Annotated in this window: 22 protein-coding genes and 1 riboswitch; of the genes, 16 read left to right on the top strand and 6 right to left on the bottom strand. The window is 47.5% G+C overall.

Annotation, left to right across the window (positions count from 1 at the left end; genetic code table 11):
* The first annotated feature begins 98 nt into the window (after window positions 1-98).
* The 3 genes from K0H60_RS12695 (at window position 99) to bioD (ending at window position 3,021) form a co-directional block, all read left to right on the top strand.
* Window positions 99-1,319: an aminotransferase class I/II-fold pyridoxal phosphate-dependent enzyme gene (locus tag K0H60_RS12695; RefSeq protein WP_220055965.1), complete on the top strand. Its 1,221-nt coding sequence runs from the start codon at window positions 99-101 to the stop codon at window positions 1,317-1,319.
* A gap of 126 nt (window positions 1,320-1,445) precedes the next feature.
* The gene (gene bioC, locus K0H60_RS12690; RefSeq protein ID WP_220058166.1) at window positions 1,446-2,273 is read left to right on the top strand and encodes a malonyl-ACP O-methyltransferase BioC; all 828 of its coding nucleotides are present in this window, start codon (window positions 1,446-1,448) and stop codon (window positions 2,271-2,273) included.
* 55 nt (window positions 2,274-2,328) lie between these two features.
* The gene (gene bioD, locus K0H60_RS12685; RefSeq protein WP_220055964.1) at window positions 2,329-3,021 is read left to right on the top strand and encodes a dethiobiotin synthase; all 693 of its coding nucleotides are present in this window, start codon (window positions 2,329-2,331) and stop codon (window positions 3,019-3,021) included.
* An 84-nt stretch (window positions 3,022-3,105) separates the two neighbouring features.
* On the opposite strand, the gene K0H60_RS12680 is transcribed toward bioD, so the two are convergent.
* The 3 genes from K0H60_RS12680 to pepE form a co-directional block, all read right to left on the bottom strand.
* A complete protein-coding gene (locus K0H60_RS12680) occupies window positions 3,106-4,074 on the bottom strand; it encodes a DUF3187 family protein (RefSeq protein ID WP_220055963.1) in 969 nt (322 codons plus the stop codon).
* A 703-nt stretch (window positions 4,075-4,777) separates the two neighbouring features.
* Window positions 4,778-6,358, bottom strand: coding sequence for a glucan biosynthesis protein G (locus K0H60_RS12675; protein WP_220055962.1), 1,581 nt, complete (start codon window positions 6,356-6,358; stop codon window positions 4,778-4,780).
* Between the two features lie 408 nt (window positions 6,359-6,766).
* Complete coding sequence (pepE, locus tag K0H60_RS12670) at window positions 6,767-7,477, bottom strand: dipeptidase PepE (RefSeq protein ID WP_220055961.1); 711 nt, start codon at window positions 7,475-7,477, stop codon at window positions 6,767-6,769.
* A gap of 287 nt (window positions 7,478-7,764) precedes the next feature.
* On the opposite strand from pepE, the gene htpX reads away from it, so the two are divergent.
* Both htpX and cctA read left to right on the top strand, forming a co-directional pair.
* A complete protein-coding gene (htpX, locus tag K0H60_RS12665; protein WP_011717429.1) occupies window positions 7,765-8,628 on the top strand; it encodes a protease HtpX in 864 nt (287 codons plus the stop codon).
* A gap of 324 nt (window positions 8,629-8,952) precedes the next feature.
* Complete coding sequence (gene cctA / locus K0H60_RS12660) at window positions 8,953-9,303, top strand: tetraheme c-type cytochrome CctA (protein ID WP_011717428.1); 351 nt, start codon at window positions 8,953-8,955, stop codon at window positions 9,301-9,303.
* 70 nt (window positions 9,304-9,373) lie between these two features.
* Here cctA and K0H60_RS12655 read toward each other — a convergent pair whose 3' ends face one another.
* Window positions 9,374-10,120 carry a cytochrome b/b6 domain-containing protein gene (locus K0H60_RS12655; RefSeq protein WP_220055960.1) on the bottom strand — a complete coding sequence of 249 codons (747 nt, stop codon included), beginning with the start codon at window positions 10,118-10,120 and terminating at the stop codon, window positions 9,374-9,376.
* A 296-nt stretch (window positions 10,121-10,416) separates the two neighbouring features.
* On the opposite strand from K0H60_RS12655, the gene K0H60_RS12650 reads away from it, so the two are divergent.
* The gene (locus tag K0H60_RS12650; protein ID WP_011717426.1) at window positions 10,417-11,052 is read left to right on the top strand and encodes a LuxR C-terminal-related transcriptional regulator; all 636 of its coding nucleotides are present in this window, start codon (window positions 10,417-10,419) and stop codon (window positions 11,050-11,052) included.
* 137 nt (window positions 11,053-11,189) lie between these two features.
* Here K0H60_RS12650 and K0H60_RS12645 read toward each other — a convergent pair whose 3' ends face one another.
* Window positions 11,190-12,956 carry a M61 family metallopeptidase gene (locus K0H60_RS12645; protein ID WP_220055959.1) on the bottom strand — a complete coding sequence of 589 codons (1,767 nt, stop codon included), beginning with the start codon at window positions 12,954-12,956 and terminating at the stop codon, window positions 11,190-11,192.
* A 145-nt stretch (window positions 12,957-13,101) separates the two neighbouring features.
* On the opposite strand from K0H60_RS12645, the gene hinT reads away from it, so the two are divergent.
* The 6 genes from hinT (at window position 13,102) to tsgA (ending at window position 17,237) form a co-directional block, all read left to right on the top strand.
* Window positions 13,102-13,458, top strand: coding sequence for a purine nucleoside phosphoramidase (gene hinT / locus K0H60_RS12640; protein ID WP_011623075.1), 357 nt, complete (start codon window positions 13,102-13,104; stop codon window positions 13,456-13,458).
* Window positions 13,455-13,982, top strand: coding sequence for a PaaI family thioesterase (locus tag K0H60_RS12635; protein WP_099458255.1), 528 nt, complete (start codon window positions 13,455-13,457; stop codon window positions 13,980-13,982). The genes hinT and K0H60_RS12635 overlap by 4 nt, the downstream gene beginning before the upstream one ends.
* On the top strand, window positions 13,969-14,433 hold the full coding sequence (locus K0H60_RS12630) for a PaaI family thioesterase (RefSeq protein ID WP_011623073.1): 465 nt from the start codon (window positions 13,969-13,971) through the stop codon (window positions 14,431-14,433). Before K0H60_RS12635 ends, K0H60_RS12630 begins: the two co-directional genes overlap by 14 nt.
* A gap of 130 nt (window positions 14,434-14,563) precedes the next feature.
* Window positions 14,564-14,956 carry a YcfL family putative periplasmic lipoprotein gene (locus tag K0H60_RS12625; RefSeq protein WP_011717423.1) on the top strand — a complete coding sequence of 131 codons (393 nt, stop codon included), beginning with the start codon at window positions 14,564-14,566 and terminating at the stop codon, window positions 14,954-14,956.
* Window positions 14,957-15,306: 350 nt separating this feature from the next.
* On the top strand, window positions 15,307-16,011 hold the full coding sequence (gene deoD, locus K0H60_RS12620) for a purine-nucleoside phosphorylase (protein WP_220055958.1): 705 nt from the start codon (window positions 15,307-15,309) through the stop codon (window positions 16,009-16,011).
* Window positions 16,012-16,061: 50 nt separating this feature from the next.
* The gene (gene tsgA / locus K0H60_RS12615) at window positions 16,062-17,237 is read left to right on the top strand and encodes an MFS transporter TsgA (RefSeq protein ID WP_088211549.1); all 1,176 of its coding nucleotides are present in this window, start codon (window positions 16,062-16,064) and stop codon (window positions 17,235-17,237) included.
* 55 nt (window positions 17,238-17,292) lie between these two features.
* Here the strand turns inward: tsgA and K0H60_RS12610 are convergent, their stop codons facing one another.
* Window positions 17,293-17,973 (bottom strand): Crp/Fnr family transcriptional regulator, encoded by a 681-nt coding sequence (locus K0H60_RS12610; protein WP_220055957.1) that lies wholly within the window; start codon window positions 17,971-17,973, stop codon window positions 17,293-17,295.
* A gap of 214 nt (window positions 17,974-18,187) precedes the next feature.
* Window positions 18,188-18,298, top strand: a riboswitch (TPP riboswitch).
* Window positions 18,299-18,351: 53 nt separating this feature from the next.
* Here K0H60_RS12610 and K0H60_RS12605 point away from each other — a divergent pair.
* The 4 genes from K0H60_RS12605 (at window position 18,352) to K0H60_RS12590 (ending at window position 23,043) form a co-directional block, all read left to right on the top strand.
* Entirely contained in the window at window positions 18,352-20,550 is a 2,199-nt protein-coding gene (locus K0H60_RS12605; protein WP_220055956.1) for a TonB-dependent receptor, read from the top strand.
* Between the two features lie 96 nt (window positions 20,551-20,646).
* Window positions 20,647-20,907 (top strand): YkoF family thiamine/hydroxymethylpyrimidine-binding protein, encoded by a 261-nt coding sequence (locus K0H60_RS12600; RefSeq protein WP_011626476.1) that lies wholly within the window; start codon window positions 20,647-20,649, stop codon window positions 20,905-20,907.
* 120 nt (window positions 20,908-21,027) lie between these two features.
* The gene (gene pnuC, locus K0H60_RS12595; protein WP_039978502.1) at window positions 21,028-21,693 is read left to right on the top strand and encodes a nicotinamide riboside transporter PnuC; all 666 of its coding nucleotides are present in this window, start codon (window positions 21,028-21,030) and stop codon (window positions 21,691-21,693) included.
* A 90-nt stretch (window positions 21,694-21,783) separates the two neighbouring features.
* Window positions 21,784-23,043, top strand: a complete 1,260-nt coding sequence (locus tag K0H60_RS12590; protein ID WP_220055955.1) for an aminoglycoside phosphotransferase family protein — start codon at window positions 21,784-21,786, stop codon at window positions 23,041-23,043.
* The last annotated feature ends 47 nt before the right edge of the window (window positions 23,044-23,090 follow it).

The raw sequence follows: 23,090 nt of genomic DNA, 5'->3' as shown, positions 1-23,090 counted from the left end.
GCCGAGACTGCGCGAAAAACCAGTCAAGACGCCGAGTAAGCCAGCAAAGTAAAATGCACAGCAAGAAAAATTGAGCAAGACAAGTTGAGTAAGAAAAAATGAGTTCACCACTCACCTCAAAACTGAGTTCAAAAATCCTCGCCCGTCAGCAGGCGTTAGCCGAGCAAGGTTTGCTTAGGCAGCGTCAGGCATTGTCGAGCGCGGCAGCACTCAGTGAGGATGGCCCTCAGTTTGGCTTAGCGGATCAGCGCTATCTTAACTTCAGCAGTAATGATTACTTAGGCCTATCCCGTGCTCCCGCATTGGTCGAGGCGCTGCACCTTGGCGCTAAGCAATATGGCGTGGGTAGCGGCGCATCACCACTGGTGACGGGTTACAGCGAGGCGCATTTGGCGCTAGAAACTAAGCTGTGCCAGATAACGGGATTTGAGGCGGCACTACTTTTTAGCTCAGGGTTTAGTGCCAATACTACCTTGTGTAAAACCTTGTTCGATAAGCAGGATGTGGTACTGGCCGATAAACTGGTCCATGCATCGATTATCGATGGATTGCGCGACAGCGGCGCGGATTTTAAGCGCTTTTTACATAATTCCATCGAAAGTGCCGAGCGTCTATTAGCGAAAAACACCGTTTCAGCCCTGATCACAGAGAGTGTGTTCAGCATGGATGGTGATATCGCGCCGATTTCGGCGTTATCCGCACTTTGCCGGGCACATAATGCTTGGTTGATTGTCGATGATGCCCATGGCTTTGGCGTTGTTGATGCTGTGAGTGCTCAAGCTGAGTCTACTCCTGCTTCCAAGAATATCGATATCCAAATAGTGACCTTTGGTAAGGCGTTAGGCTGTCAGGGCGCGGCGATCCTCGGGAGCCGGCAGTTGATTGAATTTCTGGTCAGCAACGCACGGGAATATATCTATTCCACCGCCTTGTCACCCGCCAATGCGGCCCTTGCCTTGGCCGCTGTTGAATACACTGAGGCCCATCCTGAGCTTAAGCAAAAATTGCAGCGCAATATCTTATTGTTCAAGCAGTTGTGCCAAGATGCGGACATTCCACTCCTAGGAAGTGACACGGCAATTCAACCTTTGATTATTGGTGATGCGACGCAAACCTTGCGGGTGGCAGAAAAGCTAAAGGTATTAGGCATTTGGGTCGGAGCTATTCGTCCACCGACAGTGCCGGTCGGCTCGGCAAGATTGCGCATTACCTTAAGCGCATCCCATAGCGAGGCGGCAATACGGCGCTGCGTGAGTGGAATTGCCACTGTGCTAAAGGAATGCGCATTGCCCAGGGTTTCTGAGCGGCCTGAACGGTAAGCCAGCGTTTGATTCAGAACATCCGGTGAATGGCAGGGCACTTCAATGCTCGGGTATTGAGAGTGAAGAGCTTGAACGTAATAGATTCTAAGTAAAAGTTTGATGTTAAAGTGAGAATAATTTGTGATGTCTATGCCGCTTGGCGTGAGTGTTAATTCCCATCCATCTGCCAGTCAGGTCGAGCATATTGCCGATCGGTTTTCTGCTGCGGCCAAGCGCTACCAAGAGCATAACTGTTTACAGCGTTTAAGCGGCGCGAGTTTGTTGCAGGGATTTGCTGCTATGGGCGCAATTCTTGATATTGGCGCGGGGCCGGGGACCGATTTTGCCGACCGTGCAATGGGGGATGATATCAAGGTTTATGCCCTCGATATCGCCCTAGGGATGCTGCAACAACTTCAAGTGTCTTTCCCTCGGCACCAATGCGTGTGCGGTAATGCCGAGCAACTCCCCTTTGCCGATGGGAGTATCGATAGTATTTACTCCAATTTGGCTCTGCAGTGGTGCCATGATTTTTCGGCTGCGACCAGTGAAATGGCCAGAGTCTTAAAACCCGGTGGAGAAGCGCACCTGAGTATTGTGGCCGAAGGCAGCCTGGCGCAGTTATCCCATCTTGGTTTGAGGGTGAACGGTTTTCAATCCCTTGAAAGCTTACAAGCCGCCTTTGATACCAAAGATTGGCAGCTGTTTGATGTTCAACTTGTACCAATGACCGTCTATTTTCAAGATCTGAAAACCTTGCTCTATTCCATTAAGGGCGTGGGCGCATCGGTGCAATCGTACATACAGACCGAAAACTCTTCAGATGCCGATGCTCACTTAGGCAAATTGCGTGGCCGCCGCGATTGGCTGGCATTGCAACAACGCGCAGAACTATTCCGTGAGGCTCAGGGCCTGCCTTTAACCTATCAAATCGCCCAATTTCGTGTGCGTCGCCAAGGCGATAGGGGGTAAGGCTCGTCGTTTAGCTTTGAGCGCGTGATTGACCATGGATTAAGAAGGAAAACGCATGTTTTTTGTAACAGGTACAGATACCGATAGTGGTAAAACCTTAGTGTCGACGGCGCTGTTAACCGCATTCAATCGTGAAGCTGCTCGCATAGGCGCTGTAAACTTAAGCCTTGGGGTCAAACCTGTGGCCTCGGGATGTGAAATCACAGCGCAGGGCTTACGCAACAGTGATGCGTTAAAACTGATGTCGGCCTCATCTTTAAAGCTTCGCTATGAGCAGGTCAATCCGATAAGCTTTGAACCCGCCATCGCACCGCATATTGCCGCAAAACAGCTTGGGGTTAATTTATCCCCCGAGGCGATTTTGGCAAAGTTAGATAGGCAAGCCTTTGCGCAGGCTGATTTTTGCTTGATAGAAGGCGCTGGAGGCTGGCGTTTGCCCTTAGGGGACGGGCGTTATTTATCGGAATTAGTGCAGCAAATTAATTTGCCAGTGATCTTGGTTGTGGGAATGAAACTGGGCTGCTTAAATCATGCGTTATTAACCCAAGAGGCGATTATAGCTGATGGCTTAACCGTGGCGGGTTGGGTGGCAAATTGTGTCGATCCCAATATGAGCGTGTTTGATGAAAACTTAGCATCGCTTAAAGAGATGATGACATCGCCTTTCCTTGGTTGTATTCCGCATCTTAAACAGGCTGATGCAGAACATGCCGCCCATTTTATCGATATCCAGGCTTTGTTGATGTAATAACCTATTCAAAAAATACGTGTGATATAACAAAAAAAGAGGCAATACAGCCTCTTTTGTTATTGAGTGTTTAATTTATTGTGACTAAAACTTAACTCGGTAGCCAATATTAAAGGCTATGTCAGTGCTGTTATCCATATTGAAATAATTTTCAACGACGGAAAACTCAATTGCACTTGTGTCTAAGTAATAACGGTAGCCGAGTAATATTTCATTTGACGCCTTAGCGAAATCATTTTCTGTTTCTAATAAACCTTGGTAATGATGTAACTCAATTAACCAGCCATGGCGACCCGTGATATATTCATAGCCGAGATTGACTGAATAGGCATGATTATCGTAGCGGATCCCCGAGAGCACTTCATTTCCCTGCCTGAAACTGACGGCGGCGCTAGAATGAAAATGATGTTTCTCGTAACGGAAGCTGTAATTTAACTGCAACGCTTGTTCAAAGGCTTCATTTTCAAAGGGACCCGAGTCCACATTGTTATAATATATGCTCCCACCTAAGGATAAACCCTGATGTTGGTTCTCAAATAATTGATAACCAACATAAAGCATAATGGCATTATTGAGTGTCTCACCCGAAATATCTTGTTGGTTCACACCATCTTTAGAAAATATTTGGTTTTGGTGTTTTGCCGTATCTTCACGACCATTTTGGCTAAAACCAAAAGCATCATGGAACCACATAGTTACCGAGTCTAAGTGATTATCGCCGCTAAAGCGCCAGTGATAACTTGTGTCTATCATCCATTTGTCATTGATTTGCCAAGTCAGCCCACCTTCGAGGGTGTTGTGGTAGTAATCGGCAAAATAATCATCGGTTTCAGCCCAAACACTGGCCGCACTTGCAGATAAGTGCAGCTCTTTTTGACCTTCAGGTAACGAAAACCCAGATCTAAGCATCGGTGTTAAACTGCCAGCTTGGGTCGGTGATTGTGCGTAGGTGCGTAAAGGACCGTAGTCACTAAAATCGACGGCAGTAGCAAAGGCATTCGGGACAAACAGCAAAGAAAGCGCAAAGGCTGGTTTAAGGTTTGAAAACGGCATAGCTTAAATATCCGTCTAGATAATGAGTTATCTAGATTCGATGGGTTGATGAAACAGGGTATTATCGACCAACAGTTACACTGATGATTAATATAGATGTTAACGTTAATTGCGGAATTAACATTTTATTTGCATTTAAATCAGCGTATAGCAGAGTAAAACCAACGCAAGCCAAAACACTCGTCCAATCATTGGTAGTGAATATATGGCAAGTAAGATACTTATCATTAACAATATTGTCGTTGGCTTACGAAAGTACGCAGCATTTAATGTAGGTAACTTCATTTTTTCTCTGACATATTCATGATGCGAAATATAACTAACACTGAATATGGTAATTGCAGTAGATGGATATCTTGTAAATAAGTGTATATAGCAAATATTCAGTTGCTGTGAAGGGGTAATATACCGCTGTGGAGTAGGGGAGTAAATCTTATGGGCGCGCTAAATAGGGCCGAAAATTGGAACTGAAGTTCCCTATTTTTGTTAGATAGAAATAATCCTAGATATTCCGAAGACGTTATCCTGCCCAAGTTATCCTGTAAATTAAGAAGCTGAATAGCTAAAGAGTTATGATGTTGTCACGACTTGCTGAGAATATAATCGAGTTAGATCTGAACATTCGTTAGTGTAGAACCAAGCGCAATAAAAAACGCCGTAAGTTCGGCGTTTTTATGGTGTAACGGATAGCTAGCTTATTTGCCTAGGGCCAATCGTCACTGTTCCAGCGATACAGCCAAGTGGCAGCAACAGGTTTTTCATCTTTACGCAATTGGATGCGCAGTTCTGCCACATTGGTGCTTTCGGGCTCGAAGGTCACAAATACGCGGGCACCATTGATATCTGGATGAGCGACGATACGAGATGATAGAATTTTGCCCTTGCTGATACTGGCATCAATCACAATGTTCTCAATATCTTGTGGTTTGATATTGCTGTAATCGATAAGCAACTCTTTACCTTTGGCTTGCTTTTGTCCTTTTGAGCTGCGAACCACTCGTGCCTTAGTGTTAGCACTGGGGCTATCGTTAGACGCCGTGATGCGATAGGAGTAACGATAGGGTTCACCTTGCTTCAATCCGCCCTGAGGCTCCCAGTAAGCGACTATATTGTCGTTAGTTTCGGCGCTCGATGGGATCTCCAGTAGCACTAGCTGACCCTTACCCCAATCGTTAAGCGGCTCAATCCAAGCGGAAGGGCGCTGCTGATAGTTTGCAGTCAGATCTTGATAGTAATCGAAGTTACGATGGCGTTGGATTAAACCAAAACCCTTAATATCTTCATCGCCAAAGGCACTGATCTGCAATTTATTTGGGTTATTAAGCGGGCGCCATAAACGCTCACCGTTACCGCGATCAATTTGTAATCCTTCAGAGTTATGCACCGCAGGGCGATAATCTGGCTTATCCGGCGTATCTAAACCACCATAGAGAAACATTGAGGTCAGTGGTGCAATCCCTACATGGGTAATATCACGGCGGGGGAACAGAGTCACATCTACCTCGACCCGCGTTGGCGCGCCAGGGTAAATGCCGAAGCGATAGGCACCAGTAACACTCTGGCTATCTAACAATGCGTGCACCACAATCGCCGTTTGATACTTAGACGGACGCTCTACCCAAAAACGCTTGAATAATGGGTATTCCTCACCTTTAGGTTGAGCGACATCGATAGCTAATCCGCGGTTCGATAAACCATAGGTTTGCCCTTTGGACAGCGCTCTAAAATAGCTTGCGCCTTGGAACATGATGAACTCATCTTTTACCTCATCATCATTGATGGGGTAGTGCAGGCGCACGCCAGCGTATTGGCCAACCTGAGTCAGTAATTTCTCTATGGTATCGTTCGGCACACTAAAGGAGGATTCGGTTAATTCGATAGGAAATGCATGGCTGTTTTCAACCACATCGATATCGACTAGGTTTTTGTATAAAAAGCCGGGGGCAAACAGTTGTACCGAAAACTTAGTGGGAGTTCCGCCCCAAATCGCGGCGTTTTCTTGATAATTGATTTTGCCATAGGTGGCGTAATCAAGATCGATTAGCTCCTTGGGGGCTTTTCTCGCTTCCTTAAACGGTTTTTGAGCCAGTTGCTGGGCAAGTTCAACCACAGTGTCATGGGAGAACATCTTAGCTTTTTTCTCTTGAGCTGCATCGGCGCCATAGGCGGTAAAACTGCTGATGCCGAGTGTACAGGCGAGTAACGAACCGAGAAAAAACCTCGACTTGGCCGCTTTTGGGCGCGAGATAGGGGTGAAATGATTGAATGTTGAATGCAGTCGCAAAATAGAAACTCCTCACTTTAATGGGCTAAGGCGAGAGACTCGCACTTAATGACTTGCCCAAAACTCCCGATTTATAAATAACTTAGAATGCTTTTGTACGGGAAGTGCTCAGGGGTGAATAATAATTTAATCTTGTTTATCAAAGTGTTCGACAACGAAATTAGAGCAGTTACTTAAGTGGTGCAAGTCTTTTCTCCCGCGGAATAAGTGTTTGCCTTATCGGTTAAAACACTTGCTGGCTGGTGTTATCACTTGGGATATTGTTGATTTCCGTCCTCACCGTGCGCGGTATCCTTGCCTCTGTATACGACACTTTGCGGCATGTTATCGGCCAGCCAGCTTGATGACACACTCATGCTCGGTGGCCGATAGTAGCAGATCCGCTTAGGCAATGCCGCCGCATAGATCTTATTTCAGCAAATGGGATAAATCGCTGCCGACAGGGATCGGGATTTCTTGCTGCTCACCACAGAATAAATAGGCAGGATTGTCACCTAGCAGAGATAAGGTGTCTCCCTGACGCCAAAGTGCGCTGCCTTCGACAATACCCACAACCGGCGTGATGGGATCGACGCGAGTAAATTCGAGCAAACGTTGGGCGCGGGTTTCGCCGTTATGTCCCGGAGCGCGATAATTCGAATAATGTGGATTTAACTGAAACGGCACTATATTTAACGCGGTAAATGAAGGTGGCTCGATAATCGGCATATCGTTGGTGGTGCGAATACTCAATCCGGAGACGTTAGAGCCCGCGCTCCAACCAATATAGGGTTTACCATTCTGCACTTCTTCACGGATAAGATGCACTAAATCATACTTATAGAGCTCGTGCAGTAAATGGAAGGTATTGCCGCCACCGATCAAAATGCCGTCGGCATCTTTAATCGCTTGGCGCGGATCCGGATGCTGGTGAATGCCGCTGATATCGAGCTTGAGTTCACTTAAGCCTGCGACGACTGAGGCCAAATACGTGTCATAACTCATGCTGACACCAGCATAAGGAATAAAAATCCATTTCTGGGCGTTAGCGGTGAGCGGCTTGATAAAGGGAATTGCATGGGAAAGGTAAGGCGTATCACCGACGCGAGAGCTGCTCAGCAGTAGGGCATTGATTGTCATTTTTTTATCCTGAAATCTCGGAATGTGCTGGCATGTTAACAAAGTTTAATCGCGATAAACATAGATAAACACACATGAATTTGGCTGTAACGCTGACAGAGCCTAGATTTAAGTTTGGATTAATACATTGTCCCTAGACTCACGAGCCATGAAAGGCAATGTCTAAATTGAGAGAAAAATTAGCGAGTAGAAAAACTCTTATCTTTACCCCTTGAATTTCGATTAATTGGACATATTATGTCTTTGAGCAAAGTTAAATGGCATATGTTTGCCGTAAAGGAGCTGAAATGAAGCGTATTTTTTTATTAATTGCGACTAACCTAGCCGTGTTGCTGGTAGCCTCAATTGTGATGTCTATTCTGGGCGTGAATACGTCGACTATGGGTGGACTGCTTGTGTTCGCTGCGATTTTTGGATTCGGCGGAGCCTTCATCAGCTTAGCCATTTCAAAATGGATGGCGAAAAAGACCATGGGCTGTGAAGTGATCACTACTCCCCGTGATAGCACAGAGCGTTGGTTATTAGACACTGTTGCCCGCCAAGCGCAGCAAGCTGGGATTAAAATGCCAGAAGTGGCAATTTACCAATCGCCAGAGATGAATGCCTTCGCCACAGGCCCAAGCAAAGACAACTCATTAGTTGCCGTGAGTACTGGTCTATTGTATGGCATGAGCCAAGACGAAGTTGAAGGCGTACTCGCCCACGAAGTGAGCCACGTTGCTAACGGCGACATGGTGACCTTGACCTTAATTCAAGGCGTGGTGAACACCTTTGTTATCTTCGCGGCACGTGTTGTTGCAGGTATTATCAACAACTTCGTCTCGAGCAACGATGAAGAAGGCGAAGGTTTAGGCATGTTCGCCTATATGGCTGTGGTATTTGTCCTCGATATGCTGTTTGGTATCTTGGCCTCGATCATCGTGGCTTACTTCTCACGTATCCGTGAATACCGTGCAGACGAAGGTGCGGCGCGTTTAGCGGGCAAACATAAGATGATTGCAGCGCTCGAGCGTTTACGCCAAGGCCCTGAAAGCTCGGCAATGCCAGCGCAAATGTCAGCCTTTGGTATTAACGGTAAGCGTTCAATGGCTGAGCTGATGATGAGCCACCCGCCATTAGAGAAGCGTATCGCCGCCTTACAAACTCGTTAATCGAGTTCAAAAATTCACAAAAAGGAGACCTAGGGTCTCCTTTTTTATTGGAGCTTTTCTTTTGCTGATGATTAGGCTAGGGAGGTTTTTAGTTGTGACTTTTAGGTTGTGGCAATGTAAAACTCTTATATAAGCATGTGGTTACATGATGCAGCGCACATTTTACCCCTCGGTATATTGATAAAGTTACTTTGCATAAGATTGGGTTGCTTATTGCTCAATCCTTAGCTAAGTTAAATCGAGTCGTGCTATTTACATTGGTTGCGAGATGGAAGTCACCCTGACAAGAATTTCCACTGTCAATCGCCATTGGAGGATACAATTGTGAGCAAAAAACTATTAAGTGCGCTTTTCGGGGCAAGTCTTGCAGCGCTAGCGCTGTCACCAACCGCATTTGCCGCGGATCAAAAATTATCAGACTTCCATGCAGAATCTGGTGGTTGTGAAAGCTGTCATAAAGACGGTACACCTTCTGCTGACGGTGCTTTCGAATTTGAACAATGTCAAAGCTGCCACGGCTCTTTGGCTGAAATGGACGCGGTACACAAGCCACACGATGGCAACTTAGTGTGTGCTGACTGTCACGCGCCACACGATATGAACGTAGGTCAAAAACCTACCTGTGAAAGCTGCCATGACGATGGTCGTACTCCAGAATCTATCCTGAAGAAGTAATCCTACTTCGGTATAAGTTTGATAAAAAACGCCAGCAATTGCTGGCGTTTTTTTATAGGCATGATTTATTTCACTCGTCCTTCGGTTGTCCTTGGATCAGTTTTTTGCCAGAAAACATGGCGGAAATGATCCCGGGTTGGCGTTTGACTTCTGTGTAAATCACGGCAAACACATGCAGCACGATAAGGAGCATCAATAAGTACACGGCGTAAACGTGTACTTCACCGGCCAGTCCCTTCATGGGCTTGATAGCATTGGCTTTATCGGTATCTACGCCTGTGGCATCGTAGGGTTTTAAGCTACTTGGCTCAACATCCGCTGCGGCTAAGTAGCTTTGTACTGTGCTGCCGAGTGGCGGATAGTAAATGTCTGTACCTGCGCGGATCAGGCCTGTGATCATTATGGTGACAAGCAAGAGCATGATGGCGAGTACGGCGAATTTCCCCTTAGGATTGTGGCCTAGATACTGGGGATTTTTACCCGCGGCAAGTTCCGCTTTATAGCTTTGTAACTCGCTCTTGCTATTGGTATTGGGGAACATATGGCTAAAACGGGCATATTTATTGCCCATAAAACCCCAAACCAGGCGGATCAGTAAATTAATCGCAAAGCCATAGCCAATGATGACGTGCAGGGTCTTAAGCCCAATTTTGCCGGAGAGTTCGGTAATGCCTAAGTCGCTGCGAAACATCATCATGCCGCCAACGATAAGCAGGGCGAGTACAAGGATGAGATTAATCCAGTGGAACAGACGCGTGGGTCTGTCCCACACGCGATAGGACTGCATTTCAATAGAGTTTGGCTGCGGGTTGGACATGGTATTTCCTTATGATTTGTGTTGATTTGATCTTACGCCTTTCTATTCAAAATAGCGCATTATTTTCAGTTTAAATTCAGCCTTCTGATTGACAATGCTCAGTGCTAAAGTTGCAGAAGTTTTTGATTTGCGTACGGTAAATATTTTTATCGTAAGTCTTTTGAATCTGTTTTATCTAATGCTAATATCGTGTGCACGGTAGACTTGGAAGTCTATTGAACGGATGTTGAAGTGGTATTGAGAGATGTTTCTCCTCTCAAAATGAATAATCGTTAACCAGACAGGGAGTGAGCAGGATGTTCAAAATATTACATTGGATTGTAGTGTCAAGATCGCAAGTTTTAATGGAATTGCTGGCCGGACGCTGGCCGCAGGAGTTTCTCGTTAAGCTGTCGCAAGTCAGCCCAGATGAGATGTGCGATCAAATCAAAGACAATCAAGCCTCTATGGTGGTGATTGACCTTTCCACCGTCGATCTTCAAAAAGCCTATCAATTTCAACGCTTGCTTGCCCGCGAACACCCGAGTGTGCGAGTCGTTTATATCCAGTTCCCTAAACAAGTTGATGCTCGCTTCTTAATGCAAGCCTCGACCACGGCAGGGGTATTCTATCTGGATGCAGGATTGACTGAAATCAGCCTTGGCCTTTCCAACATCCTGCGCGGACACAGAGTGATCCCTATCCAATTGGTGAACGGGGTGAATGATGACTTTGGACTCTTCGAAGATACCGAGCCATTAACCATCCGTGAACGTGAAGTGTTACAAGCCCTGCTGTCTGGCAGCACTAACCTCGATATCGCCAATCAATTGTTTGTCAGTGAGAGCACCATTAAGACGCACTTGTACCGTGTCTTCCGTAAGATTGGTGTGTCGAGCCGTGGTCAAGCTATCGCTTGGGCACAAACCTATTTACACGATGTGGTGGTGTAACCCATTGTTGATGTATCGCTAAGCCAATATTCAATTGAGTAAACAAAGAATTAAATAAAAAGGGGCAATCGTCGATACGATTGCCCCTTTTGTGCTTTATGGGTTAAAGACGAATTTAAAGGCTAATGCGTTGAAAATTAGCGACCCAACCAAGCCTGGAGTTTGTCTTTATCTGTGATGCTTAAGGCAACCGTATCCTTTGGCGCCTCAGCAATAATCAGTTCTCCGGTCATCAGTTCATCGCGTCTAAACCAATGTAGGCCTAAGCCTTGTCCGAGTGGGTATTGCTGAAGCTGCGCTTCAAATTGGCCAGTCACCTGCAGATTATCCGCCGCAATTAAGATATCTCCGGCGCTTAAACCCGCAAGGTGAGCAGGGCTGCCTTGGGCGACTGTGGTTACTTTAAGGCCCATCGGTGCGGCTTGCGTCTTAGCGCCAAAAGCAATTTCATACCCTTTAGCCGTGCCACCGCCGACATCCTGTGCGCCATTGCTCGCGCGTAAGGTCAATTCAACCCCAAACTCGGCAAGTAGCGGCGCCAGTGGAATATCGTCGGTATTGTCTAAATAGGCGAAGAGATCTTGGCAATTGCGCCCCAATAAGCGTTCAACAATCCTTTGATGACATTCATCTGTGGTGCCACGATTTTGCAGGGCATATTCCTGCCACAGAATGGTCATCACATCGTCGAGATTGTATTTTCCCTGAGTCTCGCTTCTTAGGGTTAAATCGAGATACAGGGCAAACAGGGCGCCCTTAGTATAATAACTGATAATGGCGTTTTGGGCGTTCTCATCCTGCTTATAGAACTTAGTCCAAGCATTAAAGCTGGAGTCTTTAATGCTTTGTTTAAAGCGGCCTTGACAGCGATATACCCTTGTAAAGGTTTCGCTCAGCATATCTAAGTAGCTTTGCTCATCCACTAAGCCTGCACGATAGGTGAGGAAGTCATCATAATAGGAGGTGATGCCCTCATAGGCCCACAGCTGCGGCGTATAGGTTTCCGCCTCGAGTTGATAGGGTAAGAAGCATTCTGGCTTGATGCGCTTGACGTTCCAGCTGTGGAAATACTCATGGCTACAGAGCGATAAATAGGTGCGATAGTCGTTATTAATCGGCGCATCCATCGACAGCGGTAAATCCTTGCGCGAGCACATGAGTGCCGTCGATGCCCTATGCTCTAAACCACCAAAGCCATTGTCGAGCACTGTGGTCATAAATAGATAACGCTCAAAGGGGGCGGGCGTGCCAAACAGCTTGATTTGATACTCGCAAATGGCCTTTAAGTCTTGGCAGAGTCTCGGCATATGGGCGCGGTGGCGACCGTTTAATACGATATCGTGTCTGACGCCGCAAGCTTCAAAACTGGCTTGGGTGAATAGGCCCATTTCTACCGGATGATCGATAAGATCGTCATAGCTTTGCGCGCAAAACTCACCAAAGGCAAATTCATCACCGCTTTGGCGTGTCATGCTGGTGGCAAGGCGCCACTCGTTTAGGCTCGGCTCGGTCGGCGCCGCCATTGTCACTGTGTGTAAGCCTGTCTCAAAGCCGTGGGCGGCTAAAAATACACTGCTACCGTTAAAGAAACCGTGGGTCATATCTAGGTGTGCGGTGCGTACCGACAAGTCCCAAGCATAAACTTGATAGGTTAAGGTGAGTTGGGTGCTTTGATGTTCGACCAACCAAGTTTGTTTATCCAGCTGAGTGAGCGTAAGCGGCTCGCCGTTAGCGCCCGTGGCTTTAAGGTCGATAATATTCTTAGCAAAATCCCGCACCATATAACTGCCAGGAAGCCACGCGGGCAAACTAAAAACTTGCTTAGGGTGAGGCGTTTGTACCGTCATGGTGATGGCGAACAAATGCGCCTTAGGATCGACGGGAATGATGTGATAGTGGACCATAATTTATCCTGTAAAACCGCTGCGTTTTAATGGGCGTCATGCTGCCAAAAATGCGCACAACAGGCAAATGAAACGCAAAATATCTGGAGACACAAAGCGTTGAATTGCTAGTATACTATCCCAATTAACCCAAGGAGGACTCCCCATGGCCGAAGAAACCATTTTCAGCAAAATTATCCGCCGCGAAATTCCCGCCGACATTCTGTATCAAGACGAGCTGGTAACCGCTTTTAGAGACATCTCGCCAAAGGCGCCAACCCATATTTTGATTGTGCCGAATCATTTGATCCCAACCGCAAATGATATGAAAGCCTCGGATGAACCTGCTCTTGGCCGGATGATGACTGTGGCGGCTAAACTGGCGGCTGAGGCGGGGATTGCCAAAGACGGTTATCGTTTGATCATGAACTGCAACAAACATGGCGGACAGGAAGTGTACCATATCCATATTCATCTCGTCGGCGGAGAGCCACTGGGACCCATGCTGAGCCAAGGTCAATGAAGGTTAATCCCGAGTTTTTCCCGCTGACTCAAATGGCGCAGCGATTTGTCGATCAGCTCGCCCAGTGCCGCCGCTTAGGGCTCACCGTGCTCGAGGCCAGTGAGCACCATGTACTGATTGAGTTGCCCTATAGCACTGAGTTAATTGGTTATCCCGATACGGGGGTTATCCATGGCGGGGTGATTACCACCCTGATGGACACCGCCTGTGGCAGCGCTGTGGTGAGTGCGATTTTTCAAAAATATCAATCCTTAGAGATTTCGCCCACCCTCGATTTACGGGTCGATTATATGAAGCCCGCCCAGCCACATAAGTCGGTTTATGGCTTTGCCGAGTGCTATAAATTGTCATCTAATATTGCCTTTACCCGCGCCATCGCCTATCAGGACAGCATCGATGATCCTATCGCCCATGCGGTGGGCTCCTTTATGCGTATCAGCCCCGAAATGGTGGGCGATGCCTTTAGGCAAGCCTTGATGGGAGAAGCCGTGCCGTCCTTAGGAGAGACAGATGAACTCAAATAAGCCGACCGAGCAGAAAACCCTCGATGTGCAGGGGATTGTAAAACGCGCCACTGAGCTGAATGACTTTGGTCATCTACTCGAACACGTGCCCTATGCTAAGTTTATTGGCATGAAGGTCGAGCGCTTTGGCGACGAGCTGATTTTCAAACTCCCCGCTAAGGACGACAATATCGGTAATCCCATCCTGCCCGCGATTCATGGCGGAGTGATTGCTGGTTTTATGGAAATGTCAGCCATAGTGCAATTAATGGTGTTTATGCAAACGGCAAAAGTGCCAAAAGTAGTTGATTTCTCCATTGATTACCTGCGTGCCGGCCTTCATAAAGACAGCTTTGCCGAATGCCGTATCACCCGTCAGGGTCGACGGGTCGCCAACGTGAATATCAATTGTTGGCAAACCAATCGTAAGCAGTTGATCGCTACCGCAAGGGCGCACTTTTTGATTGATTAATCGCGAGGGCGGGGCAGGATGAGCAGGTTTTGCCGATGTGTACGTTAAGCATAAGTTCAGCTGGCGTCGCGTAGTGTCATTGCCCATCCGTTGTTCGGCACCTAGGTTTTTGTGAGTGAGGGAAAACAAAATGAAAGCAATTTACAGTGGATTAATCTTGGCTGCAGCACTGACACTCGGTGCCTGCACTAATACGGCGGGCATTTCGGTGAACTCACTGGGAGAAACCCGCGTCGATAACAACAGCTTCGCCCGTGATATCAGTGTTGAAGGGGTTGAGGCGCGCCGTGTTGGCGATCTTATCCAAGGTTCGGCGTTGATCGTCAGCAAGTCCTCAAGCGATATGCGAGTGCAATATAAGTTCACTTGGTATGATGCCAGCGGCTTTACCATTGAAGATGAAGCCACCAGTTGGAAATCGGTGAAATTACACGGTAAACAACAGCTGCAAGTGTCGGCCGTGGCCCCAAATGCGCAAGTGGCGAAATTCGATGTTTATGTGCGCGAGACCTATTCAAACTAAGCTTGAATCATAGGGTTGAGTTGTCACTATCGCGTTAGAGCATTTGGCATTTCAAAGCTAAGTTAACGCGCGTTGATAAAGGCTTTCGCTCCATTTATAAAGACTTACGTTTTCAGGGCGTAAGTCTTTTGCTTTTATCTATCCTCATCCTCACCAACCCATCTTCCTTCTGCTCGTTTGTGCGGGATTGAGTTTGTCCCGTGACGGTTGCTACGCCGAGAAGCAAAGTTGCGATAACTAACTCAGTTCGACGGAAAAACTCAAACAGCGACAGAAAAGCGGACTTTAGTCCTAAAACTATTTCAGGGTTGAGCACTACTATCAGCATAATATTAGATGAGGATAGACCTATGACCGCGCACATTAATGCACAACCTACTGATTTTGCTGAAACTGTAATTATGCCTGGGGATCCGCTGCGGGCAAAATATATTGCCGAAACCTACCTTACCGATGCCGTCGAAGTCACCAACGTTCGCAATATGCTGGGTTACACAGGTTATTACCAAGGGCAGCGTATTTCTGTGATGGGTCACGGTATGGGGATTTCCTCAATGGTGCTCTATGGCCATGAGTTGATTAATTTTTTTGGTGTGAAGCGCATCATTCGTATCGGCAGTTTAGGCGCAACCCAAAAACACGTGCACATGCGGGATGTGATTTTAGCGCAGGCGGCGGGCACCGACTCACCCACGAATGCCAAGCGTAGCAGTGGCTATCATATGGCAACCTCGGCCACCTTTTCCTTACTGCACAAAGCCTATACCCAAGCCAATGAAAAAGGCATTAGCGTGAAAGTTGGCAACGTATTTAGTGGCGATCTTTATTATGATCCCGACGAAGATATGATCCCAGCATTGGAGCGTTTTGGGGTATTGGGTATCGATATGGAAGTCGCAGGTCTTTATGGCTTAGCGCATCAACAGGGCATTGAATCATTGGCCATTCTCACGGTATCCGATCATTGCCTAACGGGTGAGGAAACCACCGCCGAAGAACGCCAGTTATCCTTCAATAATATGATCGAACTTGCGCTGGCGACTGCGCTGAATTAGGTCTCAAGCTAACCTTTGCACCTTTCGCATTTCACGATGGAATGACAAAAATGAATAATAAAATCACCTTAACCGCCATTAGTTTTCTCGCGAACTTTATTATGGCGGGTTTTGCGACGCAATTTGGGATGTTGATAGAACCCATAGCGGAGAAGTTTGCGGCCGATGTGAATGATGTGGCTTCAATCTTCTCCCTGCTTAATGGTGGCGCATTGGCGGGGACCATTGCCGCCTTCTTCTTTATTGAAAAGTTGGGCATCAAGCGGATCACCTTACTCAGTTACAGTCTAGTCGCGCTTTCTGCGCTGGCATTACACCTTACCAGTTCGCTACAAGTGGTGATGGTAGCCATGACCTTAATTGGATTCTGCGGCGGGATTGGTCTGTGTATCGCAGGCACTATTGTGGTGTCAGTATGGCAAGCCAAAATGCAGAGCACTATGTTAGTGGTGCAGGATGCGACCTTTAATGTTGCTGGGGTGGTGTTTCCGCTGATCACAACCTACGCCTTAACCAATGCCTTATCATGGAGTTACAGTTACTTAGCCGTGGGTTTGGTTGCCTTAGGCACGGTGATTATTAGCTTATTCACCAATTTTTCTCTGTGCGAGCAATCATCGAATACAGAGGAGAAACAACAATCGGAGTGGAATTTCGGCATTATCAGCGGCGGTATCGGCTTATTTTTAGGCATGTTGGCGCTGTATACCTTCCTCACGTGGGCACCGTTATTTGTAAAACAAAAATTTGATATCCCATTTGAAGAGGCGGGCAATATCATTACCCAATATTGGTCGGCCGCGCTGATCGGTGCTTTGATTTCAACCCTGATCGTGACCCGGGTAAAAATTCATCATTTCTTAGTCGGTATTATTGGTTTAGCCATGGTGATCACCTTTGTGATTGTGACTACCGATAAACTGAATTGGATTGCTTATTTAACCTATGGGTACGGCTTTGTCTGCGCGGCACTTTACAATGCGTTTATTGCCTATGGCGTGTCGTTTGTGAAGCAAGCCAGCAGCAAGAATGTCTCCTACATTCTGATCAGTGGCAGTACGGGCGCCATGTTTAGCCCAGCGATCAGTTCGTTCTTCGAGCGTATTATCGGCTTACAAACCGTGATGTATGTGATCCCCGTGCTTTACGCCGCAATCTTTATGCTGCTGATTGCATCGAGCCGGATGAAACCTGCGATGTCTGCACAATCACTTTCGGCAAGTTAAGCTAAAGGCCCATACTTGGTTGTTATCCGCCGAGTATGGGTGTTGTCGGAGTGGGTTAAATGCCTGCTTCGACAAAAGCTTTAAGTGCATTTAGGTTTTTAATCCGAATGCCTTCTTTTTTACGCTCGATTAAACCGCGCTCTTCCAAATGTTGCAGTGCCCGTCGGTAGACCCTGTCTGTGGTACCAAAACGCTCCGCCTCTAAATAACGCTTACTAAAACCATCGACGGGTAAATCGTTTAAATACTCATGGTAGATATCGAATGCCACGTTATAGCTGATGGGATAAAGCAGCCTTCGGGTAAAAATATCGACGGTATCTTGGTAATCAATCGCTATGGCACTGGCAAAAAACAGCGCCAGTTGCGGGTGTTGGCCGAGGGAATGTTGCAACTTTTCAGTGCTAATTAGCGAAATTTCCAAGGGCTCGTTGGCGATGATGTCGAGCTGACACTGGTATTGGGTAAAAAACTCCATCTCACCAAAGAGCTGCGAATCACAATCGATAGTCCCTAATTGGAAACAACGGCCATTTCTGGCGGTGTGCCCCAGCGATACGCGGCCTTGCTTGACTAACACCAGCGAGTTTATGGCTTCACCTTGTGTCATCAGGTGAGCGCCTTTTTTGAGCATTTTGACTTCGCTGATACAGTTAAGAATCACAGCTTCAATAAGAGGATAGTCTTGTTCCCATCGCTGGCTATAACGTCCCTTGGCTAACGGTTTTAGCTGCATTGAGTTGACCCTTCTACCATACTTAAAATCGTCGCCTTCTATAGCATTAGAACGCATATTGGGTCAAATCAGCCAAAGGAGAGAAGGGCGTTTATATCGGCCGATTGTGAGCTGTCAGAGGTTTCAACAAAGGCATTAATGGCGTGAGCTAAGCGTCATTTACTGATGTGCAGTGACAAGAGTGTCTACTTTATGATTTTCGTCATGTATACTAAGCGCCGCCAAGGGGTGTTTGCCAACAAAGTGGCAGACTGAGATGTCATCAGACGAACCCTTAGAACCTGATCCGGCTAATACCGGCGTAGGAATGGGCCAATCAACAGCACACTTCTGAATCGCTTATTCGTTGCCGGATCTCAAACATGTATTTGAGGTCCTATGTCTAACAAAAAGTCTACCAAGAGTTCCACCTTCTCCTTATCGTTAACGCGCGCGCCATTGGCGCTGGCCATTTCGGCGGCATTAAGCACAGCCGCGTGGGCGCAAACCGATACTATCGATAAACCTGAACCTAGCAATGATATGGAAATCATGGTGGTGACGGCGGATTTTCGCAGTGCCAGCTTAGAAAAAATGCCATCGAGCATTACCGTTATCGATGCCCAGCAAATTCAAGATGAAAGCGCCCAGCACTTTGAAGATGTGATGAACTCCATCGCCAACTTTAACTGGTCGGGCGGCAGCTCGCGTCCTAAGTATTTTCAGATCCGCGGCGTAGGTGAGCAGGAGCAATATCAAGGCGCACCTAACTCGTCCGTGGGTTATATCATTGATGATATTGATTTATCCGGTATCGGCATGGTGTCGAGCATGTACGATCTGCAACAGGTCGAAGTGTTACGCGGCCCGCAGGGTACCCGCTATGGCGCCAATGCGTTAGCGGGCTTAATTTACCTTAAGAGCAACGACCCGACCGATGTGTTTGAACATGGCGCCGAGGTTTCTTTAGGCAATGACGATTTGCAAACTTTCAGTGGCTTTAGCTCAGGGCCGTTAACCGATTCGGGCAAGTTGTTGTACCGCGTGTCGCTGCAGCAGCATCAACAAAACGGTTATCGCGATAATCTCTATTTAAATAAAGAAGATACCAATGGTCGTGATGAATTTACTGGCCGCGCTAAATTACGTTGGTATGCCACCGATAATCTGCAACTCGATTTAACTCTGCTGCATGCCGATTTTGATAACGGCTACGATGCCTGGAGTTTAACCAACGATCCTAAACATACTATTTCGGATCAGCCGGGTGTCGATAGCCAGCGCACCACGGGCGCAGGATTTAAAGCTACTTACTCGGGCGCAGAGTCGTTTGAGTTGACCTCGCTGACCTCATTTGCCAATACCGATCATCATTACAGTTACGATGGCGATTGGGCAAACCCTGAGTATTGGGCCGCCAAGCAATGTGAGGATGAGGGCAATCTCGCCCCTTGTCAGTACGATTACTTCTGGGACAAAACCGGTCAGCGTAAGACCTTATCCCAAGAGTTCCGCTTAAGCTCGACCGACCAAGGCCGTATTTTTGCCGGTTCAACCGACTGGTTACTTGGGGTTTATGCGATGAACCTTAAAGAAGATAACCAACTGTATTCTGAATATAATACTTGGCCCGATGAGGTATTAGATTCCGAATATGAAGCAACCAATTACGCCATATTTGGTCAGTTGGATACGGATTTAGGCGCCGATTATGCCTTGTCTGTGGGACTGCGTGCCGAGCGACGCAATAGCCATTACTCAGACACCAACAATGACAATTTTGACCCAAGCGAAACCATGTGGGGCGGCCATATTGCCCTGAGCAAAGTGCTGAATGAATCCCATAATGTGTACGCCAGAGTGGCGCGCGGTTACAAGGCGGGCGGTTTTAATATGACCTTGCCAGTCGAACTCAATGATAAAAAAGAGTTTGATACCGAAACCCTATACAACTACGAAATTGGTCTTAAATCCCATTGGTTTGAAGGGCTTATTGATACGAATCTGGCGCTGTTCTATATGGACAGACAGGATCAGCAAGTGGCCGCATCCCAGCAAGATCCGAACAAGCCACAACGCTTTATCCTCTACACTGAAAATGCGGGTAGCTCACACAACTACGGTGCCGAGTTGGACGCTACTTGGTATGCCACCGATAATCTCCAGTTTTACTCAAGTCTGGGTTGGTTAGAGACGGCGTACGGCGATTACCAGTACCAAGATAAATACGGTAGCGCCGTGGATTTAACGGGCCGCGATTTGGCCCATTCACCACACTTAACCTACAGCTTAGGTGGCACCTATCGTGCAAACTCGGGTTGGTTTGCCAACGTCAATATGAGTGGTAAGAGTGAGTTTTACTACTCAGACAGCAACGACTCGCGCTCTGAGCCATACACCATTGTGAATGCGCGTGTAGGTTACGAGGCGAGTGCTTGGTCAGCCTATTTATGGGGCCGCAACCTATTCGATGAAGAATACGGCGTGCGTGGTTTCTATTTTGGTAATGAGCCGGATAACGGCTGGGCGGAAAAGCAATATATCCGCTACGGCGACCCACGCCAAATTGGGGTGACACTAAACGTTAAGTTTATGTAATCCCATTAAGAATGAGACATCAGATGTCAGGCTGTGCTCGCTCATTGCGTCACCGCCTGACGATTGCATTATTAGCATTTGACCCAAGGAGTGAAGATGAAACTCACCGCCGAAATTAGCATGTATCCCTTTAATGAAAATTATCTCGACCCGATCAAATGGTTTATCCATCGCTTGGACAGTTACCCAACAATTCAACGTGTTACCAATGCCATGGCGACGCAAGTGTGTGGCGACTATCAAGACGTGATGGCAATGCTCGCGACCGAGATGCAAGCCGCCCATGAAAAATGGGGCAAAGCGGTGTTTGTATGTAAGTTTATTGGTGGTGAGCTGAATTTAGCCCACAGCGAGTAACGCCCTGAGTCAACTTGAGCCCAATGATATTGTAGTAAAGCGCGATGTTTTTAGCTAAAGCAAGGTTTTTACGCTAAAGCGAAGTGGTTCAAGCAAGCGATATAGAGTGAGAGTAAGGCAATGACAGAATTATGGTTAACGCTGGTCAATAGTGTTAATGCGGCCCTAGGGGAAGTCCATGTGATGACCGCATGGGAAGCCTTAGCCGTGGTATTGGCCATGGCTTATTTGCTTCTGGCCATGAAGGCAAGCGTTTGGTGCTGGGCGGCGGCATTTACCAGTACGGCCATTTACACTGTCTTGTTTTGGAAAGTGGCACTGCTGATGGAGTCGGTGCTGAATATTTATTATATGGCTATGGCACTCTATGGTTACTGGCTCTGGACTCAAGGTGGCGATAAACATCAAGGGGTGAAAGTGACCACTTGGCCGCTGAAAACCCATCTAAAACTGATTGTCGCGACGGGGATTGTTTCCCTTGGCGTTGGCCATGGGATGGCAACCTTTACCCAGGCTTCCTTTCCCTATCTCGATGCGGCCACAACTTGTTTTGCGGTCATGACGACCTATTTAGTCGCCAAAAAAGTGTTGGAAAATTGGTTGTATTGGGTGGTTATCGATCTGGTATCGATTTACCTTTACCTCAGCAAGGGGTTGATGCTGACCTCATTATTATTCGTGCTCTACGTTGGTCTAGCGGTTGTAGGCTATTTCCTCTGGCGCGCCGCCCTTGCCGATAGCCGCAATCCCCATCTGGAGTCGAGCGCCGCAAAGCTACTCGGCTAACGGCGCTAGATATCAAAAGATGATGGCCAATACACAAGGGCTGCGAATGCCTAATAACCTATTCAACATGACTCTTGTGGTCTGCCGCTAATGCCGCCGATTATTGGGCAGGACAAGGATGCGCTGCTTGCGGTATTAGCTCTAGCAGGGCTTAAAGATATTACGCAAATCCAGCCCTTAGCGGATGGATTAAGTAACCACAACTACCATATCGAAACGCCGACGGCGCATTATGTCTTGCGAGAAAACGCCAATGCCGCCGACAGTTTTTGTTCGCGGGAGCAAGAGTTGTTCTATTGGCGCCATCTTGCCAAGGCAAAGCTTGCCCCCGAGTTGCTGTGGGTGAGTGGCGATCAGCGTTATTACCTAAGCCAGTTTATCTTCGCGCAATCTCTCCCAAGTCTTCCTTTAGCATCTCAGTTTGCGCCGCTGATGGAGGATATTGGGGGGAGGGAGGCGTTGGTTACCGAAAAGCGTATTGCGGCAAGTGGTATTGATACACTTGAGCAACCCGAGGTGCCACGCGAGCCAAGTATGGCATCAGGTTATCAAGAACTGAGCCAGCAAATCTTAAGCTTGCAAAACTTAAGCTCGAAAAAATTAAGCTGGAAAGAATTAGAGTCTCAATGCAGTGCGGCGACTTTTGGCCAAGGTGAAGCGCACATTGAGGCTTGGTTGCAATCTCATGCCGATATCAAGGGCGCAGCAGACCTGCAGGCTTGGTATAAGTCGGAACGACTCGTCTTATTGGAAGCCTTAACGCCGAATCGCGCCCACAGCCTGTTACTGCAATTGCTGCAGCGGCTACGCGAGCAAGCGACTGGGACGTACCACATCAGTATCACTGAGCAATGGCAGGAATATCATGGGCAGTTGTTAGCCTTTGCCGCAGCGGATAAGGGTGAGGCATGGCAGAGCCGATTGGCGCAATTACTCAGCATACAAACACAGATCCATGATTGGACGGCGACCCTAGCCGATTGTTTAGTCGAGCCGCAGTTTTGCCATCGCGACTTAAATCCCCATAATCTGCTGCTAAAAGATAACCAGTTGTATTGCATCGACTTTGAGTATGCGACCACCTCCCATCCGCTATGTGAACTGGCCGTTGTGCTCGCTACACATCAATTAACGCCTGCGCAGCGGCATCTGTTAGTACGGCAGTATCTGGCAGGGCATCCCGGCTTAACCTCGGATGCCATCAAGGCGATACCCGCTGCTATCGAGATGTATTGGGTGTTTGCCGTGTATTGGGCATTATTGATGGCGGCGCACACCCAAGGTGAGCGGCAGCAGGAATACTTTGACTGGTTCGATCATTTCTGGCCACTTATCAGCCACACCTCTTAAGTCTTTTGTTTCTCACAGCCTCTGTTTGGTTATGGTTGTTGTGTTAA

This window comes from Shewanella mangrovisoli, from assembly GCF_019457635.1.
Classification (GTDB): Bacteria; Pseudomonadota; Gammaproteobacteria; order Enterobacterales; family Shewanellaceae; genus Shewanella; species Shewanella mangrovisoli.
Note: the sequence above shows the minus strand (reverse complement) of the source record. Positions and strands in the feature narration are given on the sequence as shown.

Coding starts and splice junctions, on each gene's coding strand:
- deoD (WP_220055958.1), top strand. CDS start 15,307: ATGACCGCGCACATTAATGCACAACCTACTGATTTTGCTGAAACTGTA.
- tsgA (WP_088211549.1), top strand. CDS start 16,062: ATGAATAATAAAATCACCTTAACCGCCATTAGTTTTCTCGCGAACTTT.
- K0H60_RS12695 (WP_220055965.1), top strand. CDS start 99: ATGAGTTCACCACTCACCTCAAAACTGAGTTCAAAAATCCTCGCCCGT.
- K0H60_RS12610 (WP_220055957.1), bottom strand. CDS start 17,973: ATGCAGCTAAAACCGTTAGCCAAGGGACGTTATAGCCAGCGATGGGAA.
- hinT (WP_011623075.1), top strand. CDS start 13,102: ATGGCCGAAGAAACCATTTTCAGCAAAATTATCCGCCGCGAAATTCCC.
- bioD (WP_220055964.1), top strand. CDS start 2,329: ATGTTTTTTGTAACAGGTACAGATACCGATAGTGGTAAAACCTTAGTG.
- htpX (WP_011717429.1), top strand. CDS start 7,765: ATGAAGCGTATTTTTTTATTAATTGCGACTAACCTAGCCGTGTTGCTG.
- K0H60_RS12625 (WP_011717423.1), top strand. CDS start 14,564: ATGAAAGCAATTTACAGTGGATTAATCTTGGCTGCAGCACTGACACTC.
- K0H60_RS12635 (WP_099458255.1), top strand. CDS start 13,455: ATGAAGGTTAATCCCGAGTTTTTCCCGCTGACTCAAATGGCGCAGCGA.
- K0H60_RS12590 (WP_220055955.1), top strand. CDS start 21,784: ATGCCGCCGATTATTGGGCAGGACAAGGATGCGCTGCTTGCGGTATTA.
- bioC (WP_220058166.1), top strand. CDS start 1,446: ATGTCTATGCCGCTTGGCGTGAGTGTTAATTCCCATCCATCTGCCAGT.
- K0H60_RS12680 (WP_220055963.1), bottom strand. CDS start 4,074: ATGCCGTTTTCAAACCTTAAACCAGCCTTTGCGCTTTCTTTGCTGTTT.
- K0H60_RS12655 (WP_220055960.1), bottom strand. CDS start 10,120: ATGTCCAACCCGCAGCCAAACTCTATTGAAATGCAGTCCTATCGCGTG.
- pnuC (WP_039978502.1), top strand. CDS start 21,028: ATGACAGAATTATGGTTAACGCTGGTCAATAGTGTTAATGCGGCCCTA.
- K0H60_RS12605 (WP_220055956.1), top strand. CDS start 18,352: ATGTCTAACAAAAAGTCTACCAAGAGTTCCACCTTCTCCTTATCGTTA.
- K0H60_RS12645 (WP_220055959.1), bottom strand. CDS start 12,956: ATGGTCCACTATCACATCATTCCCGTCGATCCTAAGGCGCATTTGTTC.
- K0H60_RS12650 (WP_011717426.1), top strand. CDS start 10,417: ATGTTCAAAATATTACATTGGATTGTAGTGTCAAGATCGCAAGTTTTA.
- K0H60_RS12600 (WP_011626476.1), top strand. CDS start 20,647: ATGAAACTCACCGCCGAAATTAGCATGTATCCCTTTAATGAAAATTAT.
- K0H60_RS12630 (WP_011623073.1), top strand. CDS start 13,969: ATGAACTCAAATAAGCCGACCGAGCAGAAAACCCTCGATGTGCAGGGG.
- pepE (WP_220055961.1), bottom strand. CDS start 7,477: ATGACAATCAATGCCCTACTGCTGAGCAGCTCTCGCGTCGGTGATACG.